Raw genomic sequence first — 19,967 nt, 5'->3', positions numbered from 1 at the left:
AAACGTCCAGTTAATCTGGGCGTTTTTTCTAGCTTTAATGGCCAGGGGAGATCGTAGGATAAAAGTGGCATGATTGGGGCAAAATTTTCCTATCTCACATACCTAGTAACAGCAGCAGCGCTCTGACAGTAGGAAGGAGAAAGAGGATGGCTGGCAATTGGATTTCATTTTTGATCGGCTCCTTTGTAGGATCGATAGCTGCACTCCTCGTGGTGGGACTGCTTTTGATCTGTCTTTTTCGACCTCTTACCCAGTGGCTGCTCGCCAAGTTCATGAAGCGCCTCATGTCAGACCGCTATCCGGAAAATATTTTTGAGATGGTCTCCGCCATGACCAAAGTCAGTCCACGCTACGTCCTGGAGAACAGCTTGCGAGCAGCTACTGGACAAGCCATCGAACGTCCTTTTGGAAGTCCGCGCAAGTTCTTGAACTTCGATAGCTTGATATTTTCTCCTGCACAGCTGGCCAAGCTGCCTTCGAGTGAAGATACAGAAGTGGACATGCAAATCACGATTGGGCCCATGGCAAAAAAGCCGTTAACCTTGGACATTCCGCTCATGGTAGGGGCAATGGGGTACGGTATCGGTGTAAGTGCCGATGTGAAAATCGCGATTGCAAAAGGAACGGCCGCAGTGGGGACTTTGACGAATACGGGTGAAGGCCCGTTATTGCCGGAAGAAAGGAAATTCGCCAAACACCTGATTCTCCAATACAACTCGGGAAAGTGGGCAAAGGAGCCGGAAATTTTGCGACAGGCTGACGCCATCGAAATCCATTTTGGGCAGGGGGCGACGGCAGCTGCCGCGAGCTTTATCCCCGCTGAATATATCCAGGGAAGAGCTGCTGAAATCATGGGGGTTCAGGATGAAGAGATGATTATCATTCCTTCGCGGCATCCGGAAGTATCGAAGCCGGAGGATCTTAAGAAGCTCGTAGACAAGTTGCGCACAATAACAGACGGCGTTCCGATTGGTGTCAAAATCTGTGCCAGTGCCATTCTTGAAAAAGACCTGGAGATTGTAATCCAAGCCGGTGTAGATTTTATCAGTATTGATGGCGGACAAGCGGGGACAAAAGGTGGACCTCCCATCCTGGAGGATGATTTCGGTTTGCCGACCATTTATGCGCTGACCCGGGCCGTGCGCTATTTGAAGAAAAAAGGTGTGAAAGAACGAATTACCTTATTGTCTGGGGGCGGATATAATACCCCGGGTGAGTGCTTAAAAGCAATTGCTTTGGGAGCAGACGGCATATTTATGGGGACGGCTGTTTTGTGGGCGATGACTCATGATCAGGTGACAAAAGCAATACCGTGGGAACCACCGACAGAGCTGACCACCTATCCAGGGAGTTTGAAAAACAAATTTGACCCCGATTCAGCCACGAAATACTTGGCTAACTTTTTTCTTTCGTTTGTGGATGAAATGGAAATTGCCATCCTCGCGCTGGGGAAAACGTCTCTTCGTGAAGTTACGGCTGCGGATCTCGTCTCACTCGATGAGATGACGAGCAAAGTGACGAAAGTACCCCTTGCCTATCATTCATCCTCTTCCAGTTAAATTGCTTGATCGACGTACGAATGGGAGGGATTCGTATCGAACAGAGGATCATCCAAATCAAGTCGGCCGCACAGTACAACGGATGGACCATGACACAGACGTGGGAGCATCTTCTTTTTTTACATTGGGCGATTTCACCATCGTCTATCAAAGCGCTCATTCCAGCAGGACTTGAGCTCGATACTTACGATGGCAAGGCATGGATCAGTATTATCCCGTTTTTGCTGAGTGGCGTGCGTTTGCATCGGATGCCATCCGTACCATTCACGACGACTTTCCCTGAAATCAACGTGCGGACGTATGTGAAGGCGAAAGGGAAGACAGGCGTGTATTTTCTTTCGCTGGATACGTCGAATCCGCTCGTAATCAAGATTGCGAAATTTTGGTACCGGCTGCCTTATTATCGGGCCCAAATGGCTTTTCATCGCCAAGGGGATCGGATCGATTTTACCTCTCGACGTCTATCTGGTCTACCTCAGTCTCCCTCGTTCGAAGGCAGCTACCAGCCTCTCGCTGACAGATTTTTCGCCAAAGAGGGAACGCTGATGCATTGGCTGACGGAGCGATACACACTCTTTTGCAGGTGTAACAAAACGAAGCAAATGATGTATGCGGATGTGGTGCACGAGCCGTGGCAACTACAGGAGACAGCCTTTCATATTCGTGAAAACTCGATGACCGAAAACCTGTCAATCCCACTCACGGATTCTCCGCATCTAGCCCTGTATTCACGTGGAGTACAAAGTCTTATTTGGCCGATTCGAAGTCTAGAGGATCTATCTTCGGATCAAGGTGGATAGTAGTGACTGATACCAGTACAAAAGGGTATCAGTCTTTTGGATTTGAGGCTTGCCAGACTGACTTTTGGTCGGTAAGATGAGAGATAGCACTTTTTTTCGAAAAACAGGAAGGATCTGGTATTTGGTTATGGCTCGAAAAGAACGAATTGGTGAGTTGGATCTAATCCGGGCCTTTGCATTCTTGGCTGTGGTTTATCAGCATGTCATTGGCGTGTATATCCGTGAGCCGGGACTGACAGAGCAGGTGTCGATCGTCTACGGAATGTTGTTTCATTTGCTAAAATTCGCGGTACCTGCATTCATTTTCATCACAGGGCTTGTTCTTTTTTACAACTACTCCGAAAAAGTGAACTATATTTCCTTTACACGTAAAAGGGTAACGGAGATTTTGGTTCCGTATGGAATATGGTCGGTGGTTTATCTTTACTTGATGGAGAAGCCCTTGGGGGAGGGAGTAGCGTTTGTTTGGAATGTAAGCAAAAATTTCCTGACAGGGACATCCTCGTATCATCTGTGGTTCGTCGTGATGATTTTTCAGTTCTATCTTTTGTATCCGTTTTGGCAAAGAGTATTTGAACTTTTCCGCAGATTCGTGACAAGCCGCTTTCGTCTCGTTGTCGCTCTTGGAGTCTCCGGATTGTTTTATGGGGGCCTCATGTGGTTTTCAGCGCGGTACATCCCCGCGCACGGTTTCCGATTCGATATGAATTGGCTTGATACATATTTCATCAAATACCGCGATCGAAATGCGTTCTATTATTTCTATTACTTTTTGTTCGGTGGCTTAGTCGCTTTTACGCTGCCTGCATTTCGTTCACTCCTGAAAAGATACTGGCAATGGATCATTGTTTCAGTTGGTGTCCTGTACGCAGTCATTGGCTATGAACTTTTCCGTGATTCAGGGCAAGGCCAGATCAATTTAAACGTAGCGACATCCTTGAAACCGTCCATGTTCCTCTATACGATGGCTTGTTTATTGACTGTGTACGCTCTCTGCCTATGGATGAGCAAAAAGCAGTCCAAATGGACACATTGGCTAGGACTCCTTGGGAAATATTCGTACGGAGCTTATTTGATTCATGCGCTGATCTTGACGTACTTGATGAAGATTTTGCGCGAGCTTCAGCTTTTTCACACGGGCGTGTGGGGAAGTATGGTAGCATTCGCCTTGTGCTCCATTCTTTCTTTTGCCATATCATATGGGCTGGGAAAACTGCCGTTTGGTTCCTGGCTGGTGGGGGCAGCAGAGAAAAAGACAAAAAAGATCCCGTCATCTCAAAAAGAATGGCAAAACGCGGGTTAATCGCAAGCAGTTTGGCCATATGTAGAGAATTGTAGGAGGTTGAAGGGAGAAGCGAGTCGTCATGCTGTTAGCTTACATTCAGTTAGCCTTGGCTATGGCCTTGGTCGGAAGCAACATCTCCATCGGTAAAGAAATAGTTTCCCATGTTCCTGTGTTTTTGTTTTCGGAGCTACGCTTTTTGCTCGCGATCATCATCCTATTGCCGCTGCTGGCTATGCGTGGGGAATGGAAAACGTCTTGGAGCCGTGAGGAAGGCAAGGTGTTATTCTGGCAGTCTTTTTTCGGCGTGTTTCTCTTTAGTGTATGCATGCTGTACGGCGTTCAGTGGACGACCGCTACTGCTGCCGGTATCATTACGAGTACGGTGCCTGCCTGCATCGCTTTGTTTTCGTTCTGGCTGCTCAAGGAAAAATTAAACACCAATCGTTTAGTGGCGATCGGTCTTTCAGTGGGCGGCATCGGCTTCATTACGTTCACCGGAGGCGGCGGGGAGCAAAACTGGATAAGCATGCTCGGCAATCTCTTCGTATTTTTTGCGGTCGTCAGCGAAGCGCTTTTTACGATTTTCGCGAAAAGACTTGCTGGGAAAAATACACCTTTCCAAATGACGGCTGCGATTAATGTCATCAGCTTTGTCTTGTTTCTTCCGTTTGCGATTTGGGAAAGCTTGCGGTTTGATTGGAGTGCTGTACCTGCAAATGTATGGTGGCTTCTTGTGTACTATGCGTTTACGGCCAGCGTCTTATCCTTCTTTCTCTGGTACAAAGGAGTGGAGAAGGTGGAGGCTTCCAAAGCTGGCTTGTTCACCGGAATGATGCCGATAAGTGCTGCTCTCGTGGCTGTCTTTTTCTTGAACGAAGCATTTACTTGGATGCATGGAGTGGGGATGATCCTCGTACTCGCCTCCATTTTTATCGGTACACAGCAGCCACGTCGTATACATTCGTCGATTGGAAGCTAATAGAAAAATTATGATACAACGGTCTCGGAAACCCTCGCATTTACTCTGCGTGGGTATCCGGGGCTTTTTTTGAAAGAAAACGAAAAGCGCCCTGACACGAGGCCAAGACGCTTTTGTAAGAGTGGTTGTTCCAATTATTTGGTTACTGCATTTTCCAAATCTTTCACACCACTGTAGACCAATTCGAACAAGTCAGCAATGTTTTCTTCTTCAATGCAAGAGAAGGCAATGCGCAAATCGGTTTGACCAAGAGCGATCGTACCGACGCCATACTGTTCCAGCAAGTGCTGGCGCAATGTTTCCGCTTCGACAGTCTTTAGCTTGAGGCACATGAAGTAGCCGGAGTTGAATGGATAGTAAGTCCACACGTCAGCGAATTTTCCGCTGTCGAGCACTTCCTTGACGCGGTTGGCACGGCCTTTCATGATATCGAATTTCTCCTGCTTCTGTGCTTTGTACTCCGGAGCTGTGATTGCGTGCAGTACGAATGTTTGGGAAGGATGCGATCCGCTGGAAAGAGTCGCGCGGATGATTCCCATTGTCTTTTGCTCCAAAGCGCTGAGCAAGTCGCTGGATGGAGATGCATACGTAATGAAGCCAACACGGAAGCCCCATACGTAATCTTCTTTGGTAGCCCCATCTACTTTTACAGGCAGAATGCGCGGGTGAACGTCGCATAGGCTAGCGAAGAGAGATTCGTGCATTGAGTCCTCGAAGAACAAGCCGAAGTACGCGTCATCTGTCACTGCGACAATGTTGATTCCAGACTCGGCGCCTTCTTTGAGTGCAGCGACGATTTGTTTTCCTTCCTCTGGACCTGGTGTAAAGCCAGTTGGGTTATTCGGGAAGTTGAGTACGACGATGGCTTTGCCTTTGTCTTTTTGTGCGAGAATCGCATCACGCAAAGCAGCAGCATTAAATTTCATCTCGTCGTTATATAATGGATAGTAGACCATTTCTGCACCACGGCGGATCGAAAAAGTAAGCTCGTAGTTTTCCCAGTTTTTGTCCGGGATGATGACACTGTCGCCGTTGTCAGCGAACAAGTCAGATACGATGCTCAGGCCATGCGTCAATGCGTTTGTAACGATTGGGCTACTAAACGTATGGTTAGCCAGTGAAGGCTGTTCCTCAATCATTTTTTTACGCCATGCTGCACGCAGCTCAGGCTTTCCTGCTGGGGGAGCATACTCGTAAATGTCTTTTGGCTGGTAAGCAGACAGGTTATCCTGGATGACCTTAAGGTGCATCGGTTGACCGTTTTCCAGTGCAATCCCGATAGTTGCGTTGTACTTTTTCGCTTTTGCTTTCGCTTCTGCCGACTGGCTGAGAATCCCTTCTTTTGGGAAATAAATCAGTTTCGCGATGTCAGACAGCATTTCAAACACGTGCGGGTTTTCCCGCTGGATGGTTTGGTTCAGCGTTGATGCCAATGAATGCATGATAGCCTCCCTCTTCATTTGAAAACATCTATGTTTACCAATAAAGATAGCGTATCTACATGCATTTGTCACCCTTGCCCAGCGGGATATTTCAGATTTTGCGAGGTTCCTTTTGACAGCGAGGAGCGGATTTGCTACCTTGAAATCGAAAACTGAGTAATGCGGGAGGGAGAAGGAAATGGCTGAACGCAGGATCGTTCGCCTGGGGGACCCTATCTTGCGTGAAACTTCAAAAAGAGTACCGTCCATTACTCCACAGGTTGAAAAGATTTTGGATGATATGGCCCAAACGATTTACGCTGCGAAAGGTCGAGCAGGCTTGTCCGCGATACAGATTGGCATCCCGAAGCGTTTAGTTGTGATGGATTGTGGTAGCGGCTTGATTGAACTGATCAATCCGGTATGGATGAAAAAATCAGGTGAGCAGGAAGGGCAAGAAGCTTGTCTTTCGATACCGGGTGTGTTTGGAATCGTCCGTCGGGCGAATTATGTCAAAGTTCAGACGCTGAACCGCCAAGGAGAAACAAAGACAATCGAAGCCGAAGATTTCCTCGCTCGGTGTATTCAGCACGAGATGGACCATTTGGAAGGAATTTTGTTTATTGATCATACAGAAGAGCTCTACTCAGCAAAAACAGGAAAGAAACTGAATCGCAAGGACTTGCACCGGATACAGGCTAAAAGTAGAAACAGAGCATAAACAGCAAGGAGATTGACTCATGAAGCGTTGGAATATTATGTTAACAGGCTTTGGAACAGTAGGACAGCAAGTAGCCAGACTGCTGGAACAGCGACGGGACCGATACCGCGAGCTATATCAAGCGGATGTCAGACTCGTGGGAGTCATTCGTTCGGCTTCCGGTCTCTATGATGAGAACGGAATTGATTCAGGAAAATGGGAAGACTATGCACATACAAAACAAGCAAAGAACCCATCATGGAACGCGCTGGAATTTATCCAATCGGTTCAACCGGATGTGCTCATCGAGGCTGGTCCTTCTGAAAAAGAGGGAGGACCCGGTCTTACTTTTATTCGTTATGCATTGGAACATGCTATACATGCAATCGCGATATCAAAAGGTGCGCTTGTTGTCGATTATGCTGGCTTAGCCGCTCTAGCCAAAAAACATGGCGTCGCGTTGAAAGTGAGTGGGGCAACAGCAGCAGCCCTGCCGACGATCGATCTATTGCAGTATAACTTGGCAGGCTGTGAAGTGAACCGAGTCGAAGGCATTTTTACGGGAACGACTAACTTCGTGCTCACAAAAATGATGGAAGAGGGGCTCACCTGTGTGGAAGCAGTCGAGCTCGCTCAGAAGATGGGGATTGCCGAACCGGACCCTTCTTACGACATCGATGGTTGGGATACAGCTTCAAAGCTCACGATCTTGGCAAACGCCGCTTTTGGTGCGCAAGTAAATCTGACTGATATCACACGCGCAAGTATTCGCGAAATAACCTCGTTACAAATCGAGAACTGGAAAAAGCATACGAAGATTCCCAAGCTGATCGGAAGCATCCAAAAGGAAGCAAATGGCACACTTTCTATAGCAGTGGAGCTTTGTGCAGTGGATCTTACCCATCCATTTGCATCTGTATCAGGTACGACAAAAGCCATACGGGTAGAAACAGATGTCATGGGGGATTTATTGGTCGTTGGAGGAAAATCAGATCCTGTCGCGGCAGCAGCGGCTGCCTTAAAAGACCTTGAACATATCATTAGCAGATAGGTTCATTTGCATGTGCTTCCAGTGTTCCTTAGGAATGAGTCCTTTACAACCGCGAGCATACTAGGGATGCACCACAAAAAACGGCGAGGGGGCCATACGGATGAACCAATCGTCTGATGTCAATGCCGAGCTGCAGCAAGTATCTGCTTACCCAACCAAGCAAAAAATGAATCAAAAGAACGTCGCTTTGGTAAATGAGCAGGATAGCTGCTGCTGTACCCCCAAAAAGCAGGCATCCGAAGCACAGCAGGAATGATGCCTACACGAAAAAGCCGGGTCTCGATTAAGAGACACCGGCTTTTCGTTTCGTACAATGCGTTTTATCCGATAAATTCTTGTACCCAGTAGCCATTTGTGACGCCTACACCAATTTTTGTGAACGCAGGGTTCATAATGTTTTGGCGGTGACCTTCACTGTTCATCCATTGTTGCATAACTTCTTGTGGACTTTGTTGTCCCATGGCGATATTCTCACCTGCAGTCGAGTACTGAATGCCATACTGCTTCATCATGTCAAATGGGGAACCGTACGTTGGGCTGTTGTGGTCAAAATAGTTGTTAGCAGACATATCTTGTGCTTTTGCCAACGCTACTTTGGACAATGCTGCATCCATTTGAACAGGCTTGAGACCTGCTTTGGCACGTTCTTGGTTCACCAAATCCGCGACTTGTTTCGCAAAATCACCAGTTTTTCCTTGTTCCGCTTGATTTACTGGTGCGGCAGGCTGAGTGACGTTATTTCTAGGTTGCGCTGGTGCTGGTTGAACTGGTGCTTGTTGTACTGGTGCTTGCTGCACGGGTGCTGATTGAAAAGATCCTGGTTGAATTGGGTATGGTTGTACAGGTGTAGCTTGTCCTTGCTTTTGATAAAAGTTAAAGAACTGTTGTGCATTTGGTGCTTTTTGGAATTGTCCCATATTTTGACCCACATTGAATTGGAATTGTCCGTTCTTCAATGGGCAGTTAGATGCTGCGGAAGCAGAAGAAGCAAACCCTGTCAAAGCCAAGCCTAGACCAAGAGTCATCGCGATTGTAACAGAACCAAAACGTTTCATTAAACAAATCTCTCCTTTTTTTTGCCTACGAGGTTAGTTGTCGGATTCGGGTTGAGGAAACAACCCTACGCCAATTCGGCGATTCACCCCATGTGGAATTGCTCATCCACTAAAAAGTCCCCCGCACTTCCTTTTCAGAAAGTCTCGGCTTATTTCGTTTGGCATGAACAACGATATCAGACAATCCCAATCGAAATAAAGGAGTAATATATGGCAAAAAGCTAGAATCGTTGATAAATTAGGCTCATTTCGCTTCGTTTGATTGTTCCTTCCATGCGGTTAAGCCGCCTTCCAATGCATTTGCTTGAAAACCATGCTCACGAAGAAGATTGGCAGCTTTTTGAGCTTTGTTACCTGTTGTACATACGGTAACAATCTGCACATTTTGCGCAAGTTTTTCGGTTTCTTCATCGAACGGCTTGTCCTGTTCCTTCATTAGAAGATAGGGTGCGTTTCGGGTCGATGCATTATCGTGAACGAGGCTGCCGGTGATAAATTTCTCGACGTCGCGTACGTCTAATAATAGTACAGGCACTTTCTTTTCAAGCATTTCTGATAATTGAATGGTTGTCAAAGTATGATTCTGCAAATGAAATCCCTCCCAATGCTATTGTAACAGAGTATCGCCTTCCCAGTATAAGGGTGAACGGTTGCTTTTGTTGTACAACCATGGTAGAATGAGATTGCTACTTGAAAAATTGATACCTAATCATTCATCGAGGTGTTTGTATGCTGATGGATAACATTTTTGAATCCCCGATTCACACTGGCGCGGTCATCGGAGCCGCAAGGATGGAAGAGAGGAAGGGCTTTCATTGTTTTAGGTTTTCAAAAGGTTTAGTTTTTAATTTTGCAGTTCCGTCCCATGACATTTGCATATTTGCTGAGTAGGTAAAATTCACATATCATGAAGGCGTATCATAGCACATGATCTGGTATTCCTTCATGATATGTGAGCTTTATTTGCTTCGGTAAATATGACTAGCATATTCAAATTGAATTTTTGGAGGTTTTTTTAAATGCAAACGAACGGAACAGTAAAATGGTTTAACGCAGAAAAAGGTTTCGGTTTCATTCAAGTAGAAGGCGGAGACGATGTATTCGTACACTTCAGCGCAATCCAAGGTGACGGTTTCAAAACTTTGGACGAAGGTCAAAAAGTTCAATTCAACATCGTTCAAGGCAACCGTGGCCCACAAGCTGAGAACGTAGTAAAACTGTAAGTCTCCTTTTAAAAGAAACTGTCCTTTCGAGGGCAGTTTCTTTTTTGGCGTGGTCGTAGAAGTAAAATGTAATGCTGCCCGTTGTCAAGACACGATTTTTTGAGGAATAAGTTATGTCCTCCTTTTCGTAGTCCTAGTGTTTAGGATGCGATTTTTTCGATAGTATGGGCGTAAAATTGATCTGGTTTTGCTTCATTTAGAGATTGATGAGGGCGCTCCTGGTTATAAAATTGGACATAACGAACTATCTCTCTGAACTCTTAACGAACTTTATCATCAATACACCATCTTGCAGTTCGGCAGAATAACAATTTTCGTTTAAATTTTCAATTGAATATTGATATTCGAGAATTGCATCTGCCATTTCTTGAGTGAATCTCCCCTTAAAATACGGTATATTTAGTTTAGTTCCAACTTGAAAATCTTCATCACAACAATTAATATCAATGTGTTCTATTATCGTTTTAACTGGATCGCTTAAATCAGCCCATTTTAAATTACATTGATTATTCACCACTTTCCTCCCCCTTAAAATTATCTTTTCATTACATCAGAAGTTAAGTCATAAAGCACATTATTATTACCCTCAAGTACGATATATCGACGATTGATTTCGTTATTTGTTTTTAGGATGCAATTTTTTAGATAGTATGGACGTAAAATTGATCGGGTTTTGCTTCATTTAGAGACTCATTTCGTACTTGCCAGCAATTTCGTTCACGGTCTGCTCCTCCCGGAGGACCTCCAGGACAACCTTTGTTTTAAACTCTGAGGTATATTGGTTCCGTTTTTCCATGCTCTTATTATAACTTATTTTTTAACCTCCCGTGTCTCAGTCTATGGGAGCATTATAAAAGGCGTTGGGATCGTCCTCAGCGCCTGTTCCTGCATGCGTATGGATAAAAAAAGGAACTATGGCGTCCCACCATAATTCCTCATTTTCTTCCTACAAAATAGTTAAATACAAGTTTCGATTTCGATTGTTTGGAATTGACTATCAAGCACTGTAAGACCAACAACTTGACCGCCGCCGATAGAAGTACGGCCATAAGTGGTGAGAAGTACATTTTCGTTGTTACGTGCTACGGTGAGGCGAACTTCATAGTGGTTGGAAGCGGGGACAAGTCCATTGAATACAGTACGAGTATTGGCTGGGATAAATTGCGTGATGTCCACCAAGGTACTAACCGGATTGGTTTGCGTAACCGCAGCACCCCAGTTCAATATTTGCACACGTACTTCAACATCCTCTGTGTTCAGATTGACCAGGTCGAGGTGAGCGGTGAGAGCAACACTAAGGTTGTTTTGCAAAATACCAGTCGTTCTCACAATATTTCGTCTTGGGCGTCTGTGGTTTCTGCTTTCATTACCACCTTGATCGTCGTCGTATTCGATTTCAGACATCCATGTTCACTCCATTCTTGTGTAATCTAGTGGGACAATAATACGATATTGTTTCTTGCCTTGATTTGTAACGGCGAACGTAAGGGGACGAGTAACTATTTTTGATAGAGGATGGTGGAGGTTTTGGGAGAAACGCCTGTATGCAAACAACTAAACTATACGGCTCGATTTGATTGGGGATACGAAGGGGTGGAACAGGTCGGTGCAACATCGGATATGATCGTCATTATCGATGTGCTCTCCTTCAGCACGTGTGTCGACATCGTAACGGGACGTGGAGGGATCGTCTATCCTTATCAGGTAAAGGATGAGTCAGCCGTAGCATTCGCTACACAAAAAGCAGCGCTGCTCGCTGGAAAACGTGGAGAACCAATCTCCCTTTCACCCGCCTGTCTGAAAACGGTTCCGATGGGAAGTAGAATGGTGTTGCCCTCGCCAAATGGATCGACCTGTACCTTGCTGGCAAAGAAAACAGGGGCGAAGGTAATCGCTGCGTGCTTGCGAAATGCATCATCCGTCGCCAGATACATACAACAGCAGAAAGGAACTGTGACGGTTATTGCTTGCGGTGAACGATGGGGAAATGGAGCATTGCGACCCGCTATTGAGGATATGATTGCGGCAGGTGCGCTGCTTCACGAATTGGAGGAATATCGATTGTCACCAGAGGCCAAAATGGCGGTGGCAGCTTTCCGATCAGCCCAAGATCATCTTCTTGCTTACTTGCAGAAATGTGCTTCTGGTCAAGAACTGATCAGCAAGGGATACCCGGAAGATGTCGCACTTGCAGCGGAATGGAATCAGAGCTGCACGGTTCCAGTGCTTAACGCTGATTTTGCTTACGAAGCTAATTAGTCTTTTCGCATAAAGAATCCCTCATTCGGTAACCATGGTTATGAACCACACATGAGAAAAACTGGACAGGGAGGATTCATATGGATGATAACAGCAAGTCCATCAGCCAGTCAGAAGAAAATATCCTGACGAATCGCCAAGGCCATCCGATTACAGACAACCAGAACCTGCGGACCGTTGGAAATCGCGGGCCAACGGTTCTGGAGAATTACAACTTTCTGGAAAAAATCACACATTTTGATCGGGAGAAAACACCTGAGCGTGTCGTGCATAGCCGAGGAGCAGGTGCGCGTGGCTATTTTGAAGCGTATGGAACCGCTGGTGATGAGCCGATTTCTACGTACACGAGAGCAAAGCTGTTTTCGGAGCAGGGGAAAAAAACGCCTGTGTTTGTACGGTTTTCTACGGTTATTCATGGCACACATTCTCCCGAAACATTGCGCGATCCACGTGGGTTTGCGGTGAAGTTTTATACAGAGGACGGGAACTGGGATCTGGTTGGCAATAACCTCAAAGTTTTTTTCATTCGGGATGCGATGAAGTTTCCTGATCTTGTACATGCGTTCAAGCCTGATCCTGCCACAAACATACAAGACGTGGAACGGATCTTTGACTTTATCTCGAACACGCCTGAGGCCATGCATATGATCACGTTTTTGTTCTCCCCGTGGGGAATACCAGCGAACTATCGGCAAATGCAAGGCTCTGGCGTAAACACGTACAAGTGGGTAAACCACGAAGGAAAAGCGGTCCTGGTCAAATACCATTGGCAGCCATTAACGCAAGGGATTAAAAATTTGACACAAAAACAGGCGGAAGAGATTCAAGGGAAAAACTTTAATCATGCCACACAGGACTTGTACGAAGCGATTGAGCGAGGAGAATATCCGGAGTGGGAAATGTGCGTCCAGATCATGAGTGATGACGATCACCCTGAGCTCGATTTTGATCCACTTGATCCAACGAAAATATGGCCCGAAGATCAATTCCCGTTTCTTCCTGTAGGCAAAATGGTACTGGATAAAAATCCGGATAACTATTTTGCAGAGGTCGAGCAAGCAGCATTTGGGACAGGTGTTTTAGTGGATGGACTTGATTTTTCTGATGACAAGCTACTGCAAGGTAGGACCTTCTCCTACTCCGACACGCAGCGTTATCGGGTTGGCGCCAACTACTTGCAGCTTCCGGTCAACGCTCCCAAAAAGCATGTCGCTACCAACCAGGAAGGCGGTCAAATGCTGTACCATGTAGATCGAGCGCAGCGACATATTAACTATGAGCCATCGACGATTGGCGGATTGCAGGAAGCCAAGCAAGCCGCTCCTGATCATCAGCCAGAAGTAGAAGGGAAGGTCGTTCGTCAAAAAATTGATCGCACCAACGATTTCAAACAGGCGGGAGAACGTTATCGCCTCATGGAAGACTGGGAAAAAGAAGACCTCATTGCCAATCTGACGGATGCACTCCTCTCCTGTGATCCTCGCATTCAAGAAAAAATGCTTGGATTCTTCTCACAATGTGACGAAGAGTACGGTCAGCGTTTGAAAGCTGGAGTCGCACAGGGCAATGGCGGAAATAGTAAAGAGATGGGCGGACCGATGGGCGCAACGAATCCCGGGGCGGCTGTCAAGGAAGCCGAACAGAAGTCCCGTCCGTCCAAGCCTTACTGATGACCCGAGTCAACAACAAGACTGAATGAACAGCGGAGCTTTGCCGAAGCCATGGTAAAGCTCTTTTTTGTATCCGGTTGCAATTTGACTTAACAATCAGTAGGCTAAAACGTATGGGATCGATTTGCCAAAGGAGACGTCATTCATGTCAAAAGATAATAAAACACATCAACATATTGTAGAAGCAGCCTATCAATTATTCGCGGAGCATGGGATTGAAAAGACGAGCCTGACGATGATTGCTACAGAAGTAGGGATTACGAAGCCGGCGATCTACTACCACTTTGCATCAAAGGACGCACTTCTCGATTATTTGTTTGATCAACTGTTTGGAAACTATACATTCTCTCATTTTTTTACGGTTACAGATTTTACAGCTGACAATTTCACGGAACTTCTTATCGAAACTGGGTTGAAGCTATTGCCGAGCGAGGAAGAGGATTATGCCTTTTTACGTGTCTTCAATCAATTTCTGCTGTCTGTCAGTCAAAAAGAGAAGTACCGTGACAAGCTACGTATGATGCAAGAAGATTTTTTGCAGGGCTTTACCTCCTTATTAGAGCGAGGAATAGAGTTAGGTGTCGTCACGCCTGATCGTGTCGTAGCAAAAGCTCATATTCTAGCACTCGTCGTTGATAATATTAGTAATTACATGCTGATGGGAATTGAGCTAGATCAGAGGGATATCTGGACTGAAACAGTGAGAAGCGTGCTAAAGTAATCGAAAAAACAGTGACGCAATTCGAGTTACCAGCGTCTTACAAATGTTTACATTAGACGATGGCGAGGAGATTCATAATGATACGAAGAGAGAAATGGGTAGCACTGTTGAGCTATACCGCGGTACTCTCCTTATTGACGACGGGTGGGGTCGTTGCTGCATCCCCTGCGAAGGCAGGTTCCACTAAAGTAGAAACATCGGCTGGCACGATAGGCAATACCGAGGTGAAGCTACAGGCTTGCAGTCAAGATGACACGAAAGCGGATGTTTCGGACATAACTGCGAAGTCTTGGAAATCATTGGAGAATAAGCCGGTGCTGAAAGGGATTACTGCCATTGCAACAGGCGTCATTTTTGATGAAGCAGGCTATGGGTGGAGGCCAGGTATTTCGTATGCCTTCACCGAGGATGGGCAAGTGTGGAAATGGGGCTATCAATCTGACAAGAAGTATGAACCGCACAAGCTAGCAGGGATCAAAGATGCCAAGCAAGTCACGACGGATTATGTCCTGACGGGTGCCGGTGATGTATGGCAGATCGATGAAAAGAAAGTACCAGAAAAACTGGCCGGTCTGGATAAAATCAAGAACATTCAGCAGCTCGATCTTCATGAAGGCGTACTCTTTTTACTGAAAGAAGACGGTACCGTACTGAAATGGGAAAAAGGAGCGAAAGCAGCAGAAAAGGTGACGAAGCTTTCGAATATCCGTGACATGTATAGCTCAGCCTTTTCCTTGTTTGCAATAGATGACCAAGGGAAGCTTCTTTATCTCGATGGCAAATCCGGAGAGCTGAACACAGAAAACCTGCAGGTAATGGATATCCCAGGGAAAGTCAAACAAATAGCCGTCGATTACACGGATCGCGCCTTAATCCAAACAGAAAAAGGCGAAATGTATAGCTATAATACAAAAGAAAATGAAAAAGTAGTGCGTGCCGCTCATGCAGATGGTGCCACACGGATGGCAGTTGGCGGAGAAGGATTGTACTTGATCGTAAAAGCGGACGGAACTGTCTGGGGCTGGGGAGATAATACACTTGGAATGCTCGGTGCGAATCTGGAAAATGAGCTCGAGGAGCCTGTCAAAATAGCGGGTCTTTCTGGTATGACAGACGTACAAGCAGGAACCGACCATGTGATTGCTCTCGATAAAAAAGGAAACGTCTATTCATTTGGCAGCAATATGACAGGACAGCTGGGACGAATCCCTGTTACGTTTGACAAATGGACAGAATTGGGCGAATTACGTGATGTAAAACAAGTAGTAACTGAGCTGAATCGACCGTACTTCGTTCGTAAGGATGGTTCTGTATGGAGTTTTGGCGCGGATCGAGTGCCATATGAAGTGAAAGGACCTACGAAAGTAAAAACATTGGATAGCATCATGGATTCTCCGGTTACCTTAAATGAGAACGGACAAATCCAGTTGTGGACCAGTGAATTTAGCAGCTGTGAAACATTGGCACTGCCTTCTCGGATCAAGGATTTCGTTGGTGGAGAGGAGCATCTCTTGTTACGTACGGAAGATGACCAATTCCTGACGGTGGAATTCAGTTTTGATTCCGCTGAACGCGGAGGGGTATATGTCATCACGAACTTGCGCCCACAAAAAGTGGAAACCCTCAAGATCGATTCAAAATTGGCAGCGGATGTGACCAAGCTTTATTCCAATCTTTATACGTTTTTTGCTGTGACGAAAAATGGTCAGGTATTGTACGCAGAACGGAAGAATGATGAACCGTTCACTTCATTTGCACAGATAGCTGGTTTGGAAGGAATTCGTGAGCTTGCACCTGAGTATTTTGTCCGTTATACAAAGGATATCGCATCAGTTTGGGCGATCAACGAAGCAGGTAAGGTTCAGGAATTGCAGGTTTACCCTGAGAGCGAAGGAAATGACGCAGGAGCTATCAAAGTGAAGTTGGAACCCAAAACGGAAGAAGACATTGCCATGATGAGCGGACGTTTGCGGATTACGAAGGATGGGCAAATCTTTGAACATGAATGGGAACCGCTTAAAAAACAAAAAGTGGCTGCGCCTGTTAGACTGATTTCCTCTTCGTACGACTATGCGATCGAAGGACCAGGCTCGCATTATCATGTACTGGTCACTGAAGATGATAAGATCGTATTGATTGGCGATAATCCATACGGAAAAGGTGAGCTTCAACCAGATATGGTCAGACAATAAAAGACGGGAAGAAGAGCACAGTGGGAGCATTCATTTTCCACTGTGCTTTTTTATTTTGCCGTTTTTAGAAGGTGTGGAAAAAGATGGTAGGCAGTTTAAATTTACAATTGTAAATCTAAGAGGTGATGACGTGATGAGCAATATTCCGAAAATATCGGAGGCCGAGTGGGAAATCATGAAGGAGATCTGGAGAGATCATCCAGCAACAGCAGAGCAAATCATCGAGCGTTTACCAGCCGATATCGAATGGACAGAGCAGACGGTGCGCACGTTTTTGAACAGGTTGCTCAAAAAGAAAGCAATCAGCAAATCTGGCCGCAGCTACCGATATTTCCCACTCGTCCAAGAAGCTGAATGCAAACGGGCTGAAAGCGAATCCTTTTTGAAACGTGTTTTTAATAGGGCTGTAGGCACGATGATGACCAATTTTCTCGAAGATGTGCAGTTATCCACGAAGAAATAGACAAGCTGCAAAAAATATTGACGGAAAAACAAAAGAAAAAGCAATGATGAGGGACCTGTAAATGGATATTCTAGCGAGTATTTTTTTGTGGATGTGCTACGCCTCGTTGGGGGCAAGCCTAGTAGCTATTTTGTTGGTAGCCATAAAAAAAGGAGTTAGCCAAGCGATTAGCTGGCGCATGCATCATTTGTTATGGTTCATCGTTTTGGCAGGCCTAATGATCCCCGTGCTACCGGAGAGTTCATTCAGCCTCTTTACCTGGGTTTTCTGGGCAAGTAACAGCATGTCGGCTGACCAGCCGCTTTCTTTCTCCGCAGAACCACAACTAATGCCAAACACACAACTTCCTGTCGTCATCTCAGAAGTCTCCCACGGATTAAAAGACAACGAGAAAAATCAGATACAAACCGAAGCAGCTAAGGATGAAGGGATGAATGCAGTTTCCTCGCATCCAGTCTATATCCAAGTTCTCACAGCAGTGTAGCTTGTCGGAGTAGTCTTTTTGTTGGCGAGGCTCTTCGCCTATCTGTACAAGATGCACAATAAAGAACGCTTTTTAATGCGAGTGACGGATGAGAGAGTGTTTTCCATCATGGATGATTGCAGAAAGAAGTTTGGGGTAAAAAGGAAAATACACGTCTATACAGGGACACTGGCGAAGGGCCCGTTAATCTCTGGTCTGTTTTCACCTTGGGTTTATTGTCCGCGGGACGTATATCAATCGTTGTCAGACGCCGAGTTGTACCACGTCTTCTCGCATGAACTCGCTCATCTGGATAAACACAAGCGCACCATTCATCTCACGTTTGAAAATCCTGAAAAACCAAAAACGATCGTGTTGTTTGCCCAAATCAAGGACAAATCCATTGTGGAAAACATGAGAAAAACAAAAAAAGTTCCCTTTTGAGAGAATAGACGGTGCAAAATTTGAAGTTCCTGTCACTTCTTTGAACATCAGTGGCCAAGAAGTATTCCGCACAGCGCCGTATAAAGTCGATGATACACTTAGTAGCCCAAAGGATAAGGACAACCACACTTATTTTTGGTTAAAAGAAGATGTCTGCTTGAAAGTGACGTTCAAAGAAGTAGAAGCGGACGTGCAACAGCAATTGGTAGCAGCTCTGGTAAAGGAAAAGGCGATTGATCTGAAAAAGTAGCGGGAACATGTAGAGTCTGTACATAAATCGTGCAGACTCTTTCCTTTTCCCCGATGAGAGGACAATGTAGAATTATGTCGAATGAATATTTATGAATAAGCATGAGCCTATAAGTACGTTGGTTCTATGGAAAGGGAGAATCTATGTAAATGCAGAAGTCATCAAATTCGTCCAAGGAAAACAGCGCTGCATGCTGCCAACCGTCGATTTCGCCGGCAGACGATTCTGCACGGATATTAATAGAAGGAAACACCGAAGTTATCGCACAAATGAACATGATTAACTTGACGGAAGAGGATTTGCAATTAATCGCAGCGTTTCGTCCTGTCATTGAGACTGAAATTGAGCAGATTACTTCTTCTTTTTATGAATCGATTCTCCATGTGGACTCTTTGAAACAAATCGTGATGGAGCACACAACCGCTGAACGTTTACGTCAAACCTTAATGAATCATTTAATCGAGATGTTTGACGGCCGGATCGATCCTGCCTTCATTGAAAAACGATTGAAGATTGCGATGGTTCATCAAAAAATCGGGCTTCCTCCCAAGTGGTACATGGGTTCTTTTCAAAACCTGTTAGGCACACTCATGCGAATGATAGATGATCGGAAAGACGATTATCCTGACTCGAAAAAACTCGCTCAAGCCATTACGAAGCTGCTCAGCTTTGAGCAGCAATTGGTCCTGGAGGCGTACGAAGACCAGATACGTATGCTGGAGCATCGCGCGAAATCGATGATGGAATATCAGGCGTTTCACGATGATTTAACCGGCTTGCCGAACAGAAGGAAGCTCCATCAAGCCTTGCAGGAGGCGATTGTTAACAATAGCGAACAGGATACGCGATTTGCTGTGCTGGTATTGGACATCGATTGTTTTAAAATGATCAATGACTCTCTGGGCCATATGTATGGGGATCATTTTTTGCAAGAAGTGAGTGAGCGGATAAAAAAAAGCGCGGAAGGATTCGATGTGATGATTGCTCGTATGGGTGGTGATGAATTCGCACTGATCTGCCAAAATGTTGAAGATGATCACGAGTTTTTGACGTTGGCTGATCGAGTGGTCAAGGAAATCGAGATCCCCTATCGCTTGCAAGGAAAAGATTATTACGTCTCGGCGAGTATTGGAGTAGCGGTGTATCCCGACCACGGATGTAGTGAAGAGCAATTGCTCAAAAATGCTGATGCTGCCATGTACGGAGTGAAGAAAAACGGCAAAAACGGATTTCAGCTTTTTACCAATGAGCTCGATGACCAAGTGTTGATGCGTATCGAACTGGAGAGGGATTTGAGAAAGCGGTAAAGAATGACGAGCTGGTTTTGTACTACCAGCCACAGATTCAAACGCCCATTACCAGCAACGGAAGTAGAGATTTCTAAACAGTCGATGGAATCATTTTGAAATTATTGATACAATGATGAGAGTCC

At 45.6% G+C, this 19,967-nt stretch carries 21 protein-coding genes, 1 pseudogene and 1 riboswitch; of the genes and pseudogenes, 17 read left to right on the top strand and 5 right to left on the bottom strand.

Annotation, left to right across the window (positions count from 1 at the left end; genetic code table 11):
* Window positions 1–146 precede the first annotated feature (146 nt).
* The 4 genes from C7R92_RS02755 (at window position 147) to C7R92_RS02740 (ending at window position 4,623) form a co-directional block, all read left to right on the top strand.
* Entirely contained in the window at window positions 147–1,559 is a 1,413-nt protein-coding gene (locus tag C7R92_RS02755; protein WP_106833166.1) for an FMN-binding glutamate synthase family protein, read from the top strand.
* A gap of 5 nt (window positions 1,560–1,564) precedes the next feature.
* Window positions 1,565–2,359 carry a YqjF family protein gene (locus C7R92_RS02750; RefSeq protein ID WP_106833165.1) on the top strand — a complete coding sequence of 265 codons (795 nt, stop codon included), beginning with the start codon at window positions 1,565–1,567 and terminating at the stop codon, window positions 2,357–2,359.
* Window positions 2,360–2,486: 127 nt separating this feature from the next.
* Entirely contained in the window at window positions 2,487–3,662 is a 1,176-nt protein-coding gene (locus tag C7R92_RS02745; RefSeq protein ID WP_106833313.1) for an acyltransferase, read from the top strand.
* A gap of 61 nt (window positions 3,663–3,723) precedes the next feature.
* Window positions 3,724–4,623: a DMT family transporter gene (locus C7R92_RS02740; protein ID WP_106833164.1), complete on the top strand. Its 900-nt coding sequence runs from the start codon at window positions 3,724–3,726 to the stop codon at window positions 4,621–4,623.
* 134 nt (window positions 4,624–4,757) lie between these two features.
* On the opposite strand, the gene C7R92_RS02735 is transcribed toward C7R92_RS02740, so the two are convergent.
* Window positions 4,758–6,065, bottom strand: coding sequence for an aminotransferase class I/II-fold pyridoxal phosphate-dependent enzyme (locus C7R92_RS02735; RefSeq protein WP_106833163.1), 1,308 nt, complete (start codon window positions 6,063–6,065; stop codon window positions 4,758–4,760).
* 178 nt (window positions 6,066–6,243) lie between these two features.
* On the opposite strand from C7R92_RS02735, the gene def reads away from it, so the two are divergent.
* The 3 genes from def (at window position 6,244) to C7R92_RS32200 (ending at window position 8,051) form a co-directional block, all read left to right on the top strand.
* Entirely contained in the window at window positions 6,244–6,765 is a 522-nt protein-coding gene (def, locus tag C7R92_RS02730; RefSeq protein WP_106833162.1) for a peptide deformylase, read from the top strand.
* A gap of 19 nt (window positions 6,766–6,784) precedes the next feature.
* On the top strand, window positions 6,785–7,795 hold the full coding sequence (locus C7R92_RS02725; protein ID WP_106833161.1) for a homoserine dehydrogenase: 1,011 nt from the start codon (window positions 6,785–6,787) through the stop codon (window positions 7,793–7,795).
* A gap of 100 nt (window positions 7,796–7,895) precedes the next feature.
* Complete coding sequence (locus C7R92_RS32200) at window positions 7,896–8,051, top strand: hypothetical protein (RefSeq protein ID WP_017248920.1); 156 nt, start codon at window positions 7,896–7,898, stop codon at window positions 8,049–8,051.
* A gap of 64 nt (window positions 8,052–8,115) precedes the next feature.
* Here C7R92_RS32200 and C7R92_RS02720 read toward each other — a convergent pair whose 3' ends face one another.
* The gene (locus C7R92_RS02720; RefSeq protein WP_106833160.1) at window positions 8,116–8,850 is read right to left on the bottom strand and encodes a CAP domain-containing protein; all 735 of its coding nucleotides are present in this window, start codon (window positions 8,848–8,850) and stop codon (window positions 8,116–8,118) included.
* Window positions 8,851–8,857: 7 nt separating this feature from the next.
* A riboswitch (cyclic di-AMP (ydaO/yuaA leader) is annotated at window positions 8,858–9,010 on the bottom strand.
* An 84-nt stretch (window positions 9,011–9,094) separates the two neighbouring features.
* A complete protein-coding gene (locus C7R92_RS02715) occupies window positions 9,095–9,439 on the bottom strand; it encodes a rhodanese-like domain-containing protein (RefSeq protein ID WP_244195629.1) in 345 nt (114 codons plus the stop codon).
* A gap of 430 nt (window positions 9,440–9,869) precedes the next feature.
* Between C7R92_RS02715 and C7R92_RS02710 the strand changes: the two genes are divergently transcribed.
* Complete coding sequence (locus tag C7R92_RS02710; RefSeq protein ID WP_007729289.1) at window positions 9,870–10,073, top strand: cold-shock protein; 204 nt, start codon at window positions 9,870–9,872, stop codon at window positions 10,071–10,073.
* A 244-nt stretch (window positions 10,074–10,317) separates the two neighbouring features.
* On the opposite strand, the gene C7R92_RS02705 is transcribed toward C7R92_RS02710, so the two are convergent.
* Entirely contained in the window at window positions 10,318–10,587 is a 270-nt protein-coding gene (locus C7R92_RS02705; RefSeq protein WP_106833159.1) for a hypothetical protein, read from the bottom strand.
* Window positions 10,588–11,030: 443 nt separating this feature from the next.
* On the bottom strand, window positions 11,031–11,402 hold the full coding sequence (locus tag C7R92_RS02700) for a hypothetical protein (protein ID WP_244195628.1): 372 nt from the start codon (window positions 11,400–11,402) through the stop codon (window positions 11,031–11,033).
* A 189-nt stretch (window positions 11,403–11,591) separates the two neighbouring features.
* Here C7R92_RS02700 and C7R92_RS02695 point away from each other — a divergent pair, with 189 nt between their 5' ends.
* The 9 genes and pseudogenes from C7R92_RS02695 to C7R92_RS02665 all read left to right on the top strand — a co-directional run bounded on the left by C7R92_RS02695 (window position 11,592) and on the right by C7R92_RS02665 (window position 19,842).
* Window positions 11,592–12,332: a 2-phosphosulfolactate phosphatase gene (locus C7R92_RS02695; protein WP_244195637.1), complete on the top strand. Its 741-nt coding sequence runs from the start codon at window positions 11,592–11,594 to the stop codon at window positions 12,330–12,332.
* An 80-nt stretch (window positions 12,333–12,412) separates the two neighbouring features.
* Complete coding sequence (locus tag C7R92_RS02690) at window positions 12,413–14,002, top strand: catalase (protein WP_106833156.1); 1,590 nt, start codon at window positions 12,413–12,415, stop codon at window positions 14,000–14,002.
* 145 nt (window positions 14,003–14,147) lie between these two features.
* Window positions 14,148–14,723, top strand: a complete 576-nt coding sequence (locus tag C7R92_RS02685; protein WP_069844903.1) for a TetR/AcrR family transcriptional regulator — start codon at window positions 14,148–14,150, stop codon at window positions 14,721–14,723.
* Between the two features lie 77 nt (window positions 14,724–14,800).
* A complete protein-coding gene (locus C7R92_RS02680; RefSeq protein ID WP_106833155.1) occupies window positions 14,801–16,915 on the top strand; it encodes an RCC1 domain-containing protein in 2,115 nt (704 codons plus the stop codon).
* A gap of 133 nt (window positions 16,916–17,048) precedes the next feature.
* Window positions 17,049–17,425, top strand: a pseudogene (locus C7R92_RS02675) (BlaI/MecI/CopY family transcriptional regulator).
* A 14-nt stretch (window positions 17,426–17,439) separates the two neighbouring features.
* Entirely contained in the window at window positions 17,440–17,862 is a 423-nt protein-coding gene (locus tag C7R92_RS32665; protein WP_244195627.1) for a hypothetical protein, read from the top strand.
* 18 nt (window positions 17,863–17,880) lie between these two features.
* Entirely contained in the window at window positions 17,881–18,285 is a 405-nt protein-coding gene (locus C7R92_RS32660) for a M56 family metallopeptidase (protein ID WP_244195626.1), read from the top strand.
* Between the two features lie 40 nt (window positions 18,286–18,325).
* Entirely contained in the window at window positions 18,326–18,535 is a 210-nt protein-coding gene (locus tag C7R92_RS32655; protein ID WP_244195625.1) for a hypothetical protein, read from the top strand.
* Between the two features lie 149 nt (window positions 18,536–18,684).
* Window positions 18,685–19,842 (top strand): diguanylate cyclase domain-containing protein, encoded by a 1,158-nt coding sequence (locus tag C7R92_RS02665; RefSeq protein WP_106833154.1) that lies wholly within the window; start codon window positions 18,685–18,687, stop codon window positions 19,840–19,842.
* The last annotated feature ends 125 nt before the right edge of the window (window positions 19,843–19,967 follow it).

The sequence above is a fragment of the Brevibacillus porteri genome (genome assembly GCF_003013475.1).
GTDB classification, from domain to species: Bacteria; Bacillota; Bacilli; order Brevibacillales; family Brevibacillaceae; genus Brevibacillus; species Brevibacillus porteri.
The sequence above is the reverse complement of the archived record's forward strand: the minus strand, read 5'-3'. Positions and strand labels throughout refer to the sequence as shown.